The organism is Acinetobacter pengchengensis, assembly GCF_982235305.1.
The window spans coordinates 1,907,559-1,923,227 of the sequence record NZ_CEVATJ010000001.1 but is presented as its reverse complement, the minus strand read 5'-3'; the positions used below and the strand labels follow the sequence as shown (position 1 = coordinate 1,923,227).

12 protein-coding genes and 1 pseudogene are annotated in these 15,669 nt (G+C 42.0%); 7 read left to right on the top strand and 6 right to left on the bottom strand.

The window, feature by feature from the left end:
- Positions 1 to 105: 105 nt before the first annotated feature.
- Complete coding sequence (gdhA, locus tag AC0T5Z_RS09400) at positions 106 to 1,449, top strand: NADP-specific glutamate dehydrogenase (RefSeq protein WP_291340441.1); 1,344 nt, start codon at positions 106 to 108, stop codon at positions 1,447 to 1,449.
- 97 nt (positions 1,450 to 1,546) lie between these two features.
- Here gdhA and AC0T5Z_RS09395 read toward each other — a convergent pair whose 3' ends face one another.
- The 4 genes from AC0T5Z_RS09395 to rlmH all read right to left on the bottom strand — a co-directional run bounded on the left by AC0T5Z_RS09395 (position 1,547) and on the right by rlmH (position 4,110).
- Positions 1,547 to 2,032, bottom strand: coding sequence for an IS630 family transposase (locus tag AC0T5Z_RS09395; RefSeq protein WP_473786277.1), 486 nt, complete (start codon positions 2,030 to 2,032; stop codon positions 1,547 to 1,549).
- 5 nt (positions 2,033 to 2,037) lie between these two features.
- Positions 2,038 to 2,385, bottom strand: coding sequence for an IS630 transposase-related protein (locus AC0T5Z_RS09390; RefSeq protein ID WP_005093620.1), 348 nt, complete (start codon positions 2,383 to 2,385; stop codon positions 2,038 to 2,040).
- 315 nt (positions 2,386 to 2,700) lie between these two features.
- Entirely contained in the window at positions 2,701 to 3,477 is a 777-nt protein-coding gene (locus AC0T5Z_RS09385) for a dioxygenase family protein (protein ID WP_435337698.1), read from the bottom strand.
- Positions 3,478 to 3,627: 150 nt separating this feature from the next.
- Entirely contained in the window at positions 3,628 to 4,110 is a 483-nt protein-coding gene (gene rlmH / locus AC0T5Z_RS09380; RefSeq protein ID WP_291340443.1) for a 23S rRNA (pseudouridine(1915)-N(3))-methyltransferase RlmH, read from the bottom strand.
- Positions 4,111 to 4,266: 156 nt separating this feature from the next.
- Here rlmH and AC0T5Z_RS09375 point away from each other — a divergent pair, with 156 nt between their 5' ends.
- Positions 4,267 to 5,232: a M28 family peptidase gene (locus tag AC0T5Z_RS09375; RefSeq protein ID WP_435337699.1), complete on the top strand. Its 966-nt coding sequence runs from the start codon at positions 4,267 to 4,269 to the stop codon at positions 5,230 to 5,232.
- Positions 5,233 to 5,573: 341 nt separating this feature from the next.
- Here the strand turns inward: AC0T5Z_RS09375 and lon are convergent, their stop codons facing one another.
- Complete coding sequence (gene lon / locus AC0T5Z_RS09370) at positions 5,574 to 8,000, bottom strand: endopeptidase La (protein ID WP_435337700.1); 2,427 nt, start codon at positions 7,998 to 8,000, stop codon at positions 5,574 to 5,576.
- Between the two features lie 156 nt (positions 8,001 to 8,156).
- Positions 8,157 to 8,750 (bottom strand): 5-formyltetrahydrofolate cyclo-ligase, encoded by a 594-nt coding sequence (locus AC0T5Z_RS09365; RefSeq protein WP_435337701.1) that lies wholly within the window; start codon positions 8,748 to 8,750, stop codon positions 8,157 to 8,159.
- Between the two features lie 445 nt (positions 8,751 to 9,195).
- Here AC0T5Z_RS09365 and AC0T5Z_RS09360 point away from each other — a divergent pair.
- The 5 genes and pseudogenes from AC0T5Z_RS09360 to dld all read left to right on the top strand — a co-directional run.
- Positions 9,196 to 9,861: pseudogene (locus AC0T5Z_RS09360) on the top strand (YncE family protein); the annotation flags it as partial.
- Between the two features lie 359 nt (positions 9,862 to 10,220).
- Complete coding sequence (lldP, locus tag AC0T5Z_RS09355; RefSeq protein ID WP_435337702.1) at positions 10,221 to 11,891, top strand: L-lactate permease; 1,671 nt, start codon at positions 10,221 to 10,223, stop codon at positions 11,889 to 11,891.
- Positions 11,892 to 11,915: 24 nt separating this feature from the next.
- On the top strand, positions 11,916 to 12,665 hold the full coding sequence (lldR, locus tag AC0T5Z_RS09350) for a transcriptional regulator LldR (RefSeq protein ID WP_435337703.1): 750 nt from the start codon (positions 11,916 to 11,918) through the stop codon (positions 12,663 to 12,665).
- Entirely contained in the window at positions 12,662 to 13,816 is a 1,155-nt protein-coding gene (gene lldD / locus AC0T5Z_RS09345; RefSeq protein WP_016659249.1) for an FMN-dependent L-lactate dehydrogenase LldD, read from the top strand. The genes lldR and lldD overlap by 4 nt, the downstream gene beginning before the upstream one ends.
- Before the next feature lie 90 nt (positions 13,817 to 13,906).
- Entirely contained in the window at positions 13,907 to 15,622 is a 1,716-nt protein-coding gene (gene dld, locus AC0T5Z_RS09340; protein ID WP_348931777.1) for a D-lactate dehydrogenase, read from the top strand.
- Positions 15,623 to 15,669: the final 47 nt, after the last annotated feature.

The window sequence follows — 15,669 nt, the reverse complement described above, 5'->3', positions numbered from 1 at the left end:
ACTATTGTAGATTGTTAACAAAAGATATTTAATATTTTGCGCCAAAATATATCATTGATTGAAATTTTGACCAATTTTGATCCATTTTCTGCTGAGGATTAAGCGTTGAAATACAACAGCCTTAACGAGTTCCTAAATTACGTTAAAACACGTGATGCACATCAACCAGAGTTTCTACAAGCTGTAGAAGAAGTAATGACCAGCCTTTGGCCGTTTATTGAAAAGAACCCTCAATATGCAGCACATGGTTTGCTTGAGCGTTTGGTTGAGCCTGAACGTGCAATTCAATTCCGCGTTTCTTGGGTAGATGACCAAGGTCAAACCCACGTAAACCGTGCATTCCGTGTACAGTACAACTCAGCAATTGGTCCATTTAAAGGTGGTATGCGTTTCCACCCATCAGTGAACCTTTCTATTTTAAAATTCTTAGGTTTTGAACAAACCTTTAAAAATGCTTTGACTACATTGCCGATGGGTGGTGGTAAAGGTGGTTCAGACTTTGACCCTAAAGGTAAGTCTGAAGGCGAAATTATGCGTTTCTGCCAAGCTTTAATGATCGAGTTATATCGTCATTTAGGTTCTAACACTGATATTCCTGCGGGTGATATTGGTGTAGGCGGCCGTGAAGTAGGTTACATGGCAGGCATGATGAAAAAACTTAGCAATGACACTTCATGTGTATTCACAGGAAAGGGCTTGTCTTTCGGTGGTTCTTTGGCGCGTCCAGAAGCTACAGGTTACGGTACTGTGTATTTCGCTGAGGAAATGCTCAAGACTCGTGGCGATTCCTTCAAAGATAAAGTTGTTGCGATTTCTGGTTCAGGCAACGTTGCACAATTCGCTGCAGATAAAGCAATGTACTTGGGTGCGAAAGTGGTTTCACTTTCTGACTCCAATGGTACTGTGTACGTGAAAGAAGGTTTCACACCAGAATTACTTGCTGAGGTGATGGAACTTAAAAACGTAAAACGTGGTCGTATTTCTGAATTTGCGTCTAAACACGGTTTCGAATATCTTGAAGGTCAACGACCTTGGGGTATTAAGTGTGACATCGCATTGCCATGTGCAACTCAAAATGAGTTAACTGGTGATGATGCTGCTATTTTACTTGCAAATGGCGTGATCTGTGTAGCTGAAGGTGCAAACATGCCTTCTACTTTGGATGCTGTAGAGAAATTCGTTGAAGCGAAAATCTTGTATGCACCAGGTAAAGCTTCAAATGCAGGTGGCGTAGCAACTTCTGGTCTTGAAATGTCTCAAAACGCGATTCGTTTAGGTTGGACGTTTGAAGAAGTGGATGAGCGTTTACATGCAATTATGAAAGAAATTCACCGTAACTGCGTGAAATACGGTACTCAAGAAGATGGTACTGTAAACTATGTAGATGGTGCGAATATTGCTGGTTTCGTAAAAGTTGCCGATGCCATGTTAGCGCAAGGTGTATTCTAAGCTTTGGCTTAAATAGACTTTCAAAAAACCGATGCACATGCATCGGTTTTTTTGGTTGATGCTTAGCAAATGGTGTGGTTTGGTATAGTCAAACCGTTTAATTACCCATACACTCGTTAAAGAAACGACTAAAAAGCTTATCTATTGAGTTAACCAACCATTTTTTCCTTTTTGCCTTCACCCATGCCCACATTTTTTCAATAGGATTAAGGTCAGGACTATACGGTGGTAACCAAAGTATTTGATGCCCATGTTGGCTTAATAGATCTTGTATATCTTGTCGTTTATGGAAGGCTGCATTGTCCATGACAATTATACTATTCGAGGGTAACTCTGGTAATAAAAACTGATCTACCCAAAAATGAAATACATCCGAATTTACTTTGCAATCAAATAAACCCACTGCAAATAACTTACCCTCATGGATTGCTCCTATTGCATTGGTTTGATTTTTTAATTGCCAATTATATGTTCCATAACAAGGAGTTCCCTGTTTTGAATAACCCTGAGGTCTATGCTCATGAGATTTAAATCCACTTTCATCAAGATAGATGATCGGGTGTTGATACCTTAATCGGTTCAAATCTTTTAAATACTGCTCTCTGAGTTCTGTTTTTGCTTTCGGGTGCCGTAAGGTCTTTTTTTAACTGTGATATTTAGACGCTTGAGCGCATCTCCAATTGTAGAAGTACCACAACCAAAACGAGCAGCGCGTTCATATTGATAATCATCAGGATATTGCTCAACATCTGCACGTAAGGCATCATCATCAACTTTAGATGGTTTTCTTGGCCGAGTTCTTTTTATTTCGATTCGCTTTTTCCATTCGACAATTGTATTTTTATTAATTTCGAAGTGCTGAGCAACCGCTCGGATAGATTGACCTTCTTCAAGCTTGGCTAATATTTTCTTTCTAAAATGTATTGGATAACTCATATCGGTATTGTATTGGTTTTTTGGCGTGCGGGCTATAACATAAGTATTGTTAAGTATTGATGGTTAAAAAGACTTCTTTTACAAATCTGCTTAAAACGATATTTACGATTCCCTCGTTCTCTGGCACGGCATATATCTTTATACTGAGTCATATATGGCCAAGAGAAGGAACTTTCAGTACTTATTTTACTGATGGCTGATGATCAATTTTTATTTTTAGAAAGAGTGCTCATTTTCAAGGCTGTATTCAACATTCTCAGATCAATCATGATATTCAAAATATAGCCTTATGGTCGTTTTTGTTTGGCAAAGTGCTTAATCAAAACGATAAATATCCATACCGAGTGAACCCATACTAAAGCTACTATGCACAATGTTAAATCGATCGCCTGTACCCATTGCAAAAAATAACGGTGCAAAGTGTTCTAACGTTGGATGGTTACGTGCCACATGCGGCAATTGTTGCCAATCCAGCACAGCATCATAATTGCGATGACTTAAATGCTGCACCACACGATTACGGAAACTAGATGCCCATTCAGGCACAGCTGCATGGGGTATATTCCAGGACAATTCACGTAAGTTATGGGTAATGCTGCCTGAACCAATCAGTAATATTTGCTGTTCACGCAATGGCGATAAACTTTGCCCAATGTAATAAATCTGTTCGGCGCTCATATTTATGGGCAAAGAAATGGTAATCACTGGAATATTGGCATCGGGGTACATGTGTAGTAAAGGCATCCATACACCATGATCATGCGGACGTGTACTGTTGGCATGTGCAGCAAAGCCAGCATCAGTCAAACGTTGCAAAATATCTTCTGCCAGTTCAGGCAAACCAGGTGCAGGGTAGCGTAAAGCATACAAAGCTTCAGGAAAACCACGAAAGTCATGCCATGTTTCAGGACGAATGCCTGTATTGACTTCCAGTGCATTACTTTCCCAATGCGCAGACATCACCACAATGGCTTGCGGTGTTGGCAAATTGTCCCTTAAACGGCTAAGCGCGGGCCCGACCTGTTCAGGATTGAGTGCCAACATGGGCGAACCATGTGAGATAAATAAACCAGGTAATGTCTGTAAGTTCATGCTTAGATCCCTAAAGCCTGCTGTTCTACAGCATCGCAAAAAAGTGTGTGCAGCGAAATGTACTTTTGTTCAACGCTATGTTGCAGCTTTGCAACGTTGCTTAAATTGGTGATACTGCTATAACTTCACGTGTAAATTGAGTCGTCTTATTTAACCGGCACGGTGATAAGGGTGGTTATGGTTAATGCTCATGGCACGGTATAGCTGTTCGATCAGCATCACGCGAACCAAAGGGTGTGGCAAAGTTAGTTTGGATAAGGACCAATGCCATGCTGCTGCTTTACGTACTTCTTCAGAATGACCATCTGGTCCACCAATCGCCAGGACGACATCATTACCTTCTAGCATCCAGCCTTTCATCGTTTCAGCAAGTTTTTCGGTGCTGAACTCTTTGCCGCCCACTTCTAAGGCAATTAACACCTCATTGGTTTTCATGGCATTTAAAATGCTGTCACCTTCAATTTGGCGGTATTTTAGAATATCGGCTTCAGAATCATTTTTGCCACGTTTCGCCATCGGCAGTTCGACAATTTGCGTCTGTACAAAAGGCTGAATCCGTTTGAAATAATCTTCAAAACCAGTCAGCACCCAAGTCGGCATTTTTTGTCCAATGGTCAGAATGCGAATTTTCATAGGCGAGTTCATGTAGCGAGCAATTAGAATCTCACATTATAACCATGATTCAATACAAGCGCTGTGTAACGACACAATTTGCAATTGAATTTGCCAACAGGCTGTTGCTTTAATACTCGACAATCTTATTGGTCTTTTTGTATTGGAATTATCAGCATGCGCACGTTTCAAAGTCAGCAGTTATATGTATGGGTATTGGGCGCGAGTATGGGATTGATGAGCACTGCTACATTTTCTGCTCCAGCGGAGCAATCGGCAGAACCAAACAATTTACAAGTCTATATGCAGCAAGTGATTGGGCAGCAGGGGTTAGGTAATTCCGAACAGTATCGTCATTATAAAAATGTGAATGAACTGAATCGGGTTTCGGCATGGATTCGGGAACAGATGCGGGTATTTGGAATACCGTGTCAGTTTCAGAATTATGTGGTCAATCAGCAAAGCTACCGTAATGTAGTGTGTAAGCTGAATATCGGTTCTGCGAAAAAAACGATTTTTGGTGCGCATTACGATGTATATGGACAGCAGCAGGGCGCAAATGACAACGCTTCTGGCGTGGCGGGTGTAATCGAAACAGCACGAATTTTGGCGCAGGAAAAGAATAAACTTAGTCAAAATGTCGAATTTGTATTTTATACCTTGGCAGAACCACCATTTTTTAAAACCGAGTCAATGGGCAGTTTTGTACATGCCAAATCTGTGCAGGCTGAAAAAGAAAAAATTAGTGCGGTGTATGTGCTCGATATGATTGGTTATTACGACAGCAATTTGGTGCAAAATTACCCAATCGGTATAAAGTGGATTTACCCCAGTCATGGCAATTTTATTGCGGCGTTGAGCAATATTCAGTCACGTGAAGTGAGTGCAGCCTATTGCAATGCGATGCAGCGTTTGAACCAACTGCAATGTGAACGCGTGGTGGCACCGACTTTCGTCAAGGGGATGGATTTTTCAGATCATTTAAACTATTGGAAATATGATATTCCAGCTATTTTAATAACCGATACAGGTAGTTATCGCAGTGCACTTCGTCATACTACAAGTGATACTTTAAAAACGGTAAATTTTGAAAAAATGGCGCATGTTGTAAATGGCTTTGTTACACAGCTTTTATCACCTTGATGGATGATCGCAGTGCATAAAAAACGCAGCCCTGAATTGAACTAGGACTGCGATTAAAAGGTCATCTATCTGGAGATATAGATGACCAGACCATGAAGCACGCTTCATTCAAAAGCGTCTGATCAATTTATCGGTCTAAATAGACCAAACAAGAAACATACAGCGCGATGTATCTCAAATTTATATATAGACGGTTTCCCTATTTTTCAAGGAAATTGAATTAAAAATATAGGATCTGTTTAAAAAAATAATTCAACTATTTTAAATCCAGAATCTAAATGCGACAAAAGAGCACCTAGGTGCTCTTTTGAGTAGTTGTTATGCAAAGTAAAGTCACTGGCTTAATGACGTGCTGCTTTGCCTGCTGCTACTGGCTTCACAATAGGTGCCTTGGTTAAAGGCTTAGGCATACTGGTCAGTGCCAAAGGCAAGATTTCATCAATGCTTTTTACAGCCTTGATTTCCAAGCCATCTTTGACATTGTCTGGAATTTCAGATAAGTCACGCACGTTTTCTTGTGGAATAAATACCAGTTTAATACCACCACGATGTGCCGCAAGAAGTTTCTCTTTCAAGCCACCAATGCGCATTGCACGACCACGTAAACTGGTTTCACCAGTCATGGCAATATCAGGACGAATTGGAATACCTGTAAACGCAGACACCAATGCTGTGGTCAATGCCAAACCTGCAGATGGACCATCTTTAGGTGTTGCACCTTCTGGCAAGTGTACGTGCACATCGGTTTCGGCAAATACACTCGCTTCAATGCCTAAGCTGTCAGCACGGGTACGCACAACGGTCATCGCAGCTTTGATCGACTCTTGCATCACGTCACCCAATGAACCTGTGGTGATGAAATTGCCTTTGCCTTTCATGGTTGCTACTTCAATGGTAAGTAATTCACCACCCACTGAAGTCCAAGCCAAGCCATTTACGCGGCCGACTTCAGCTTCTTCTTCTGCCATACCATAGTCAAATTTGTACGGACCAAGGTAATCAGGCAAGTTTTGTGAAGTCACATCTACCTGTAGGTTTTTGGCTTTTTTGCTGACTGCTTCTTTCACCACTTTACGGGCAATTTTTGACACTTCACGTTCCAGACTACGCACACCTGCTTCACGCGTATAGCGCTGTACAATGTCACGAATCGCTTCTTCATGAACCGTCAATTCTTTAGCACGCAAGCCGTTATTTTTGATGGCTTTAGGTACAAGATAGCGTTCTGCAATATTCACTTTTTCATCTTCGGTATAACCCGGTAGACGAATCACTTCCATACGATCTAGTAGAGCTTCTGGAATATTCATGCTGTTGGCAGTACAAATGAACATCACTTCAGACAAGTCTAAGTCTAGATCTAAATAGTGATCGTTAAACTTGTTATTTTGTGATGGATCAAGTACTTCTAACAAAGCAGAGGCAGGGTCACCACGGTAATCCTGTGCCATTTTGTCAATTTCATCGAGCAAGAATAGCGGGTTTTTAACCCCAACTTTGGTCAATGACTGCACAATTTTACCTGGCATCGCACCAATATAGGTACGACGGTGACCGCGAATTTCCGCTTCATCACGTACGCCGCCTAGCGCCATGCGCACGAACTCACGTCCAGTGGCTTTGGCAACCGACTCACCTAGTGAGGTTTTACCTACACCTGGAGGACCAACCAAGCACAGAATTGGACCTTTGAGTTTTTTCACGCGCGACTGCACAGCAAGGTATTCCACAATACGGTCTTTAACTTCATCTAAACCATAATGGTCGGCATCTAAAATTTCTTGTGCTTTCGCCAAGTTAATACTGACTTTACTGGCTTTGTTCCATGGCGTATCTAAAATAACTTCCAGATAGTTACGTACAACAGCTGCTTCGCTAGATGCAGGTTGCATCGCTTTTAGTTTACGGAACTCAGCTTCTGCTTTTTTACGTACATGCTCAGGCAAGTCTGCTTCGGCCAGACGTTTTTCAATTTCAGCGACATCATCTTCCGCACCGCCGTTCATATCGGACAGTTCGCGTTGAATGACTTTCATCTTCTCATTTAAGAAGTATTCACGCTGATTTTTTTCCATCTGACGTTTAACTGAGTCATGCAAAGTTTGCTCAATCTGCTGTTCTTCAGACTGTTGCAATAAATAAGTCATTAACTCGGTTAAGTGAGCTTCAAACTCGTCGTGCTCAAGGAATTTTTGTTTAACATCAATATTCAATGGCACGCGGGTTGCAACAAAGAACAACAACTGCAATAAATCTTCAATTTTATTGGCAGCAGCAATCAGTTCACGTGCATTGCGTAATTTTGCTTCTGCATATTGCGCAAATAAGGCACGTAATTCTTGCAAGCGTGTTGCTTGGGTATTTTCATCCATCGCAACAGTCATTGGGCTTAAGCTGTGTTCAGCAGTCAAATACGCGTCTTCATCAATAATTTTTTCGAGTTTGGCGCGGTATAAGCCTTCAATCAGCACTTTGATACAGTTTTCATCATTTTCGTGATTCACAACTTGCACAATCTTCGCGACAGTACCGTATTGATACAAATTGTCGTGATCAATTTCTTCTGTAAGCGAATCTTTTTGCGCAACTACAAATACTAGATTGTCACTGTTACGAGCCACATCAACTGCATTGATCGATTTTTCACGACCTACAAATAGCGCGATTTGCATGTGCGGATACACCACCACATCACGTAGCGCTAAAAGTGGTAATACACTTGGAACCTGAGGCTCTAAGGTTTCTTGATTCATAATAATTTCAGACATGGGCACTCCTAATGAGTGACAACGGTGTTGCCATGTTTTTTATAGTGATGGGTATTTTTAAAAATACAAGGGTAGGTCAACATAAATTGTTTAAAAAGTAGCTAAGTATTTGATTTTAAATTGACCTGCTCAGTCAAATTGATCAATTTAGCATTTCTAGTTGCGTTTAAACTGTAAAAAATACTGTGGTGTCAGTAAGGCATCTAGAGGTTGATCCCAATTTTCACGTGGCAAGTTTGCATGAATCAGCTGAAAATCATGTGCAATACCTAAGCGATAGGGACGCTGTGGAGCAGATGCCAGCGTGCGGTCATAATAACCACCACCCATTCCAATTCGGGTGCCGTGTGTATCGCAGGCCAATAAGGGCATCAATAGCATATCTAAATGCGAGATGTGTTTCCCGCGACTTGTTCTTGGTTCTTGCATCCCTAGACGATGATGGGTAAAACGCTGCTTACGATATTGTTGTAGGCTGATTTGTACCCACACCAAGCGTTGATTCATATTGCAAATCATTGGTAAATACACTTGTTTGCCTTGTACGAAGCAATATTCAATGATGCGCTGTGTATGAATTTCACCAAATGCATCTAAATACAGCCCCACTTTTTTTGCGTACTGAAATTTTGGCAGCCGTAGTAGGCGCTGCAAAACAGCTTGCTGCGCTTGTTGCTGTTGGGTACGCGTGACTGCTCTGCGTTGTTGTCGAAGCTGTTTACGCAAGGTTTTAAGTTCCAACAACTGCATTTCGGCACATCCTGATATTCCTGAGTTTAAATGCTTGAATTGGTATGGAATTACTGTCATTGCATCGACAAAACAAGCTTTTATCATGCTTGGCATTTTAACAGGATGTAATGTTATATTTCTGTTTATCTGAACCTGACCTGCTATTGGATAGTCTGGCTTGAACCTAGATTTAAAATTATAAAACAAATATGCGATTGCGCAATGAATGCCACGCCAACAATCTTCAAGGTCGTATCGAGATGAATTGGGACGATTTCAGTTAAAAACAACTATCATCTAAAAACACAAGCCAAACAAAAACAATACTTTTCATTTTGCTGTTTAGACAGAACAAGAACATGAATATTGCAACAAAGTGTTTAAACATCTGCTTTAAGGCGTGCCGGCTTTAACCAGTTGTGTCAGCACACAAGGCGATGCAGATTCGACTTATATACAGCAGCCACCGAATATTCAACAAGTCTTTTTTTTCGGCAATAACTGAGATGGTCCAGTGACTGTGATTCGCCTTTCGCAAGGCTTTGGAAAAGTGGTCGTGGTCAATATGATTCCTGACCACAAAGAGCGCTTATTAGAAATACATTTAAATATCATAAAATTAGTTACTTATGCTTAAATTCATCAAACTGCAGGTAAGCTTAATGAACAGTGGTTGGATGGTATGTATTCCAACCAAGATGGACAATCCATTTTAGATTCCCGTCAAAGTTTTGCTGATGGGGTATCCATTAAAATTAAAACAGGCAAAATGAATTGCTGTACGCCAGTCGAAGGTTTCCATGCAGAACATGGCGCTTTCAGTAGATGGACAACGTGTTGCTGTGTCGCCATCGTCAGGCAATGTGGTGCATATCTTAGATATTCATACAGGCAAAGAATTGGGTCGTTTTGCAACAGAGTATCAGCCGCATGAAAATATTTACTTTGCAGGTGGAACGAAAATCTTAAACGCTGCGATGGGTAACGTAGAAACCGTGATGGATGCGCAGGGGCAAGACTTCACAAAAGTTAAGCCCTTTATTACCATAGCCGATGCCAACAAATTATAAAGTTCTGAAAAAATGATTTCCGACTCGCGTTAGATGTATTTGGACGTAAAGATTTATCAAGGGTTCAATTCATCTTGCTAGAAATCACACTTATTTCATTGTATTGGACTAAAGTTGTATAAGGCTGTGCAGAATAAATTTGGTTTTTCCTTCCTTTTAAAAACTACAGAAAAAACAAAGTTTAAATTGTTCTTTAGCGTATTTTTTTATGCTGCAACCAAAGAACACCTTTATTTAAACTGGTATGACCATTTTAATAAATAATCAGACCAATGTTGACTTTTTCTTGTGTAAAACTATTATTTGTTGCAAATATTGAGGGGATTTTGATTTTATCTCAATATTGGTCAGACCAAAATTAGAATTTTTACCTCTATGCTTAAACCTATGTTTACGTTTGAGTGAGCATTTCAAGGAGATGACAATGCTTCAACATTGGCAACAGATCTATGATCCAATGGCAAATATTTGGATTTCGAGTCTTATTGCATCAATCCCGATTATATTTTTCTTTTTGGCATTGGCAGTATTTCGCTTAAAGGGAAGTGTTGCGGGAACAATTACGGTTATTTTGGCGTTATTAGTGTCGTTATTTGCCTATGGCATGCCTGCACCAATGGCTTTTGCTTCATTAATCTATGGTTTTTTCTACGGTTTATGGCCAATCGCATGGATTATTATTGGCGCGCTATTCTTATATAAAATCTCTGTAAAAACAGGGCAATTTAACATTATTCGCTCATCTATTCTGTCGATTACAGAAGATCAGCGTCTCCAGATGCTATTAGTAGGCTTTGCGTTTGGCACATTTTTAGAAGGTGCAGCGGGCTTTGGGGCGCCAGTGGCAATTACTGCAGCTTTGCTGGTGGGTTTGGGTTTTAAACCTTTATACGCTGCGGGTTTATGTTTGATTGTGAACACTGCACCTGTTGCGTTTGGTGCAATGGGGATCCCAATTATTGTGGCGGGTCAGGTTTCGGGTGTAGAAACTATGGAAATTAGCCAGATGGTTGGACGTCAGTTGCCATTTATGGTGCCAATTGTGCTGTTCTGGATTATGGCAATTATGGATGGCTGGCGCGGTGTTAAGGAAACTTGGCCTGCAGTGTTGGTGGGTGGTGGTGCTTTTGCAATTGCACAATACTTGACCTCTAACTTTGTTGGACCTGAGTTACCCGACATTACAGCTGCTATTGCATCTTTGATTAGTTTAACGGTGTTATTTAAATTCTGGCAGCCAAAACACATTTTCCGTTTTAGCGATGCAGACACAAAAGTAGATGCCAACTTAGTTGCAGAACAACAGCAAAAATACAGCATGGGTCAGATTGTTAAAGCATGGTCTCCATTTGCAGTGTTAACGGTGATGGTCACCATTTGGAGCATCAAACCGTTTAAAGATTTATTTGCCAAAGATGGGGCAATGCACGACTGGGTAATTTCCATCAAGGTGCCATTTTTACACCAATTGGTGCAAAAGATGCCGCCTGTGGTTGCTGAGGTTAAAGACTACGATGCGATCTTTAAGTTCGATTGGCTGAGTGCAACAGGGACTGCAATTATGATTGCGGCTGTCATCACCATCATTTACTTAAAAATGAAACCGCGTGAAGCTGTTAAAACTTTTGCAGAAACTATCAACGAGCTTAAAACACCGATTTATTCGATTGGGATGGTGTTGGCTTTTGCATTTATTGCCAATTATTCAGGTATGTCTGCGACTTTGGCACTGGCTTTGTCACACACAGGCCATGCTTTCACATTCTTCTCGCCATTTTTAGGTTGGATTGGGGTGTTCTTAACAGGTTCGGATACATCAGCCAATGCCTTGTTTGCTGCCTTGCAAGCTACAACTGCACAGCAAATTGGTGTACCAGAAGTCTTGTTAGTTGCTGCCAATACCAGTGGTGGGGTAACAGGTAAAATGATTTCACCACAATCGATTGCAATTGCCTGCGCAGCAGTAGGTTTAGTTGGAAAAGAATCGGATTTATTCCGCTTTACCGTGAAACACAGTATCACGTTCACCGTAATGATCGGTATTATTATCACTCTACAAGCTTATGTGTTCCCATGGATGATTCCATAACCACATGCACAAGAGGATTGCCGCATGAAAGTTTCCGACAAAGTTGTACAAGACCTGCGCACACTGGTTGAAAAAAATCAGATGCAAGTCGGAGACCGATTGCCTGCCGAAAGAAAGTTATGTGAACAACTCGGGGTTTCCCGTTCCTCTTTGCGTGAAGCTATTCAGCAATTGACTAGTCAGGGCATGTTGGTCAGCAAAGTTGGAGCGGGTACTTTTTTGCAACAGCTACCCACCAATTGGTCGCAATATCAAATTGTGCAGCCTTTAAGTAACCTGATTGATGAAGATCCTGCTTATCGTTTTGATGTGCAGGAAGCGCGAATGGTGCTTGAGGGTGGTACGGCATGGTATGCCGCACAGCGGGCAACTGCTGAGGATATGAAAAACATCCGTGCCTGTTATGAGCAAATCGCTCATTTTCAGATTTTGGGTGATGACGATCAGGCGGCAATTGCCGATGCCAAGTTTCATTTGGCAATTGCCGAGGCATCGCACAATTTGGTGCTCATTCAAATGATGCGCGGCTTATTTGATTTGTTGCAATACAACGTAGTTTTGGGCAGACGTAAAGTTTATACCGAAGCCCACCGTTTTGATCAGTTGCATGATCAACACTTTCAAGTGATGGATGCAATTGAACGTCAGGATCCAGAAGCTGCCCGTACGGCAGTGTGTGGACATATTGAATTTGTAGTTCAACAAGTACGCATGATCGACGAGGAAGATGCGCGTCGTCAGCGTGCGAGTCGATTAAACAGGATAGCGCCATGATTATTTCTTCTGCGAATGATTACCGCGAAGCAGCTAAACGCCGTTTACCGCCATTTTTATTTCACTATATTGATGGAGGTGCGTACGCGGAACAAACGCTGAAAAGAAATGTGGAAGACCTTTCACAAATTGCATTGCGCCAACGTGTTTTGAATGACATGTCGGCTTTGAGTTTAGAAACCACCTTATTTAATGAAACCTTGTCAATGCCTGTGGCGTTGGCACCTGTGGGTTTAACAGGCATGTATGCACGCCGTGGTGAAGTACAGGCTGCAGTTGCGGCTGACAAAAAAGGCATTCCGTTTACCTTATCTACTGTGTCGGTGTGCCCTATTGAAGAAGTGGTGCCTGCCATTTCACGCCCAATGTGGTTTCAATTATATGTATTGCGTGACCGTGGTTTTATGCGCAATGCTTTGGAACGTGCCAAAGCAGCAGGCTGTTCAACCTTGGTCTTTACAGTAGATATGCCTGTGCCTGGCGCACGTTACCGGGATGCGCACTCGGGCATGAGTGGTCCAAATGCTGCTATGCGACGCTATATGCAGGCAGTGATGCATCCAAACTGGGCATGGGATGTTGGCTTACTTGGTCGTCCGCACGACTTGGGCAATATCTCTAAATACTTAGGCAAACCAACAGGACTTGAAGATTATATTGGCTGGTTAGGCAATAACTTTGACCCATCTATTTCATGGAAAGACTTGGAGTGGATTCGTGAATTCTGGGATGGCCCAATGGTCATTAAAGGCATTTTAGACCCAGAAGATGCTAAGGATGCTGTTCGTTTTGGGGCTGATGGAATTGTGGTGTCCAATCACGGTGGTCGTCAGTTAGATGGTGTGCTCTCGACTGCACGTGCTTTACCGCCAATTGCTGATGCGGTGAAAGGAGATCTTAAAATTCTAGTGGATTCAGGTATTCGTAATGGCCTAGATGTGGTGCGCATGTTGGCGATGGGTGCGGATACTTGTATGCTCGGACGTGCTTTTATTTATGCACTAGGTGCAGCAGGCGGGGCGGGTGTGAGTAATTTACTCGAATTGATTGATAAAGAAATGCGCGTCGCAATGACCTTAACGGGGGCTAAAAACATTCAAGCGATTAATTCAGATTGCTTGGTACAACTTGAGCGTGAACTGAAAGGCTAAATTGCCAACAGGAGCGATCAATCCATCAACCGTTGCATTTGGCTGAATCGCTTAATTGTATTTTTCACCTTGTTTCAGGACTTGTACACTATGCCACAGACAATTTCTTCAATAACACAATTTGATGCTGCAGCAACCCTTAAAAACCTAGTTGATATTGTGGGAAAAGCGCATGTATTGACCCATGAATCGGATACTCGTTTATATCGTCAAGGGCGACGTTTTGGCGAAGGACAGGTTTTTGCGGTGGTCACGCCAGGTTCTTTATTGCAGCAGTGGCAAGTGTTACAAGTGGCTGTGGCCGCAGATTGCATTATTATTATGCAAGCCGCCAATACAGGACTCACGGGCGGCTCTACCCCTTTTGGTGATGACTATGATCGTCCTGTGATTTTGATTAACACCCAACGTTTAAAAGGTATCCAGCTCATCAACGATGCCAAGCAAGTGATTTGCTTGCCTGGTGCAACACTAGATGCTTTGGAACAACATTTGGCGCCGCATCAGCGTGAGCCACACTCAGTCATTGGTTCGTCTTGTATTGGCGCTTCGGTGTTGGGCGGGGTATGTAATAATTCAGGTGGTGCATTGGTCAGACGTGGCCCAGCCTATACTGAGTTGGCTTTATATGCCCAGGTCAATGAACTGGGCGAGTTGCAACTCATCAACCATTTGGGGGTGAATTTAGGAAGCTCGCCAGAAGAAATTTTAACCAAACTTGAGCAACAACAATATCGCCCTGAAGATATTGAATATTCAGAACATTGCTGTGCTTCAGATCAGCGTTATGTACATGATGTTACGCAAGTCGATGCCGATACCCCTGCACGATTTAATGCCGACCCGAGCCGTTTGTTTGAAGCTTCAGGTTCTGCAGGTAAAGTCTGTGTGTTTGCGGTGCGTTTGGATACGTTTGAGAAAATTCCGAGTCAGGTGTTTTATATCGGCAGCAATCAACAGGATGATTTAACCGCGATTCGCCGTTTTTTATTGCGTGATTTGCCGCGTGTACCGATTGCAGGCGAGTATATTCATCGAGATGCCTATGACATTGGCGCAGAATACGGCAAAGACAGCTTTTTGTTTATTGAGAAATTTGGCACCAGTAAAGTACCTGCCGCTTTTGCCATGAAAGACAAAGTCGATGGTTTTCTAACCCGTTGGGGTATGCGTGGATTGTCAGATAAAGTTTTGCAAATGTTCACGAAACTGTTGCCAAATCATTTACCTGAACGCATGAACCAATTTCGTGATTTGTATGAGCATCATTTAATTTTGCGGATTGAGCAGCAAGATGTTGCGGTAGTACAGCAGTTTTTACTGGATTATTTTATCACGCGCAGTTCCGGCAGTTTTTTTCTATGTAATGAAGATGAAGGACGTAAGGCATTTTTGCATCGCTTTGCTGTGGCAGGTGCTGCAATCCGTTATCGTGATACACATCGAAATGAAGTGGAAGACATTGTCGCTTTAGATATTGCGTTAAGACGTAATGATCAGCAATGGGTTGAAACCTTGCCTGCAGAGTTGGAGCAGGCGATTATACATAAGTTGTATTATGGTCATTTTCTATGTCATGTCTTTCATCAGGACTATATTATTAAAAAAGGTCTAGACCCGTTGGCGATGGAACATCAAATGTGGTCATTGCTTGATGCACGTGGGGCAGAGTATCCTGCAGAGCATAATGTTGGGCATTTATATGTGGCGAAGCCTGCCCTGAAGCAGCACTATAAAAAATTGGATCCGACCAATTGTTTTAATGTAGGCATTGGACATAGCTCTAAATTAAAAGCTTGGCGTTAAATAAGGATGAAAACTGAGCAGTGAAACTGATTCTAAGGATAGATGGA

Excerpts from the sequence above, each read along its gene's own strand:
- AC0T5Z_RS09390 (WP_005093620.1), bottom strand. The coding sequence starts at position 2,385 with ATGAGTTATCCAATACATTTTAGAAAGAAAATATTAGCCAAGCTTGAA.
- AC0T5Z_RS09385 (WP_435337698.1), bottom strand. The coding sequence starts at position 3,477 with ATGAACTTACAGACATTACCTGGTTTATTTATCTCACATGGTTCGCCC.
- rlmH (WP_291340443.1), bottom strand. The coding sequence starts at position 4,110 with ATGAAAATTCGCATTCTGACCATTGGACAAAAAATGCCGACTTGGGTG.
- AC0T5Z_RS09375 (WP_435337699.1), top strand. The coding sequence starts at position 4,267 with ATGCGCACGTTTCAAAGTCAGCAGTTATATGTATGGGTATTGGGCGCG.
- lon (WP_435337700.1), bottom strand. The coding sequence starts at position 8,000 with ATGTCTGAAATTATTATGAATCAAGAAACCTTAGAGCCTCAGGTTCCA.
- AC0T5Z_RS09365 (WP_435337701.1), bottom strand. The coding sequence starts at position 8,750 with ATGCAGTTGTTGGAACTTAAAACCTTGCGTAAACAGCTTCGACAACAA.
- lldP (WP_435337702.1), top strand. The coding sequence starts at position 10,221 with ATGACAATGCTTCAACATTGGCAACAGATCTATGATCCAATGGCAAAT.
- lldR (WP_435337703.1), top strand. The coding sequence starts at position 11,916 with ATGAAAGTTTCCGACAAAGTTGTACAAGACCTGCGCACACTGGTTGAA.
- lldD (WP_016659249.1), top strand. The coding sequence starts at position 12,662 with ATGATTATTTCTTCTGCGAATGATTACCGCGAAGCAGCTAAACGCCGT.
- dld (WP_348931777.1), top strand. The coding sequence starts at position 13,907 with ATGCCACAGACAATTTCTTCAATAACACAATTTGATGCTGCAGCAACC.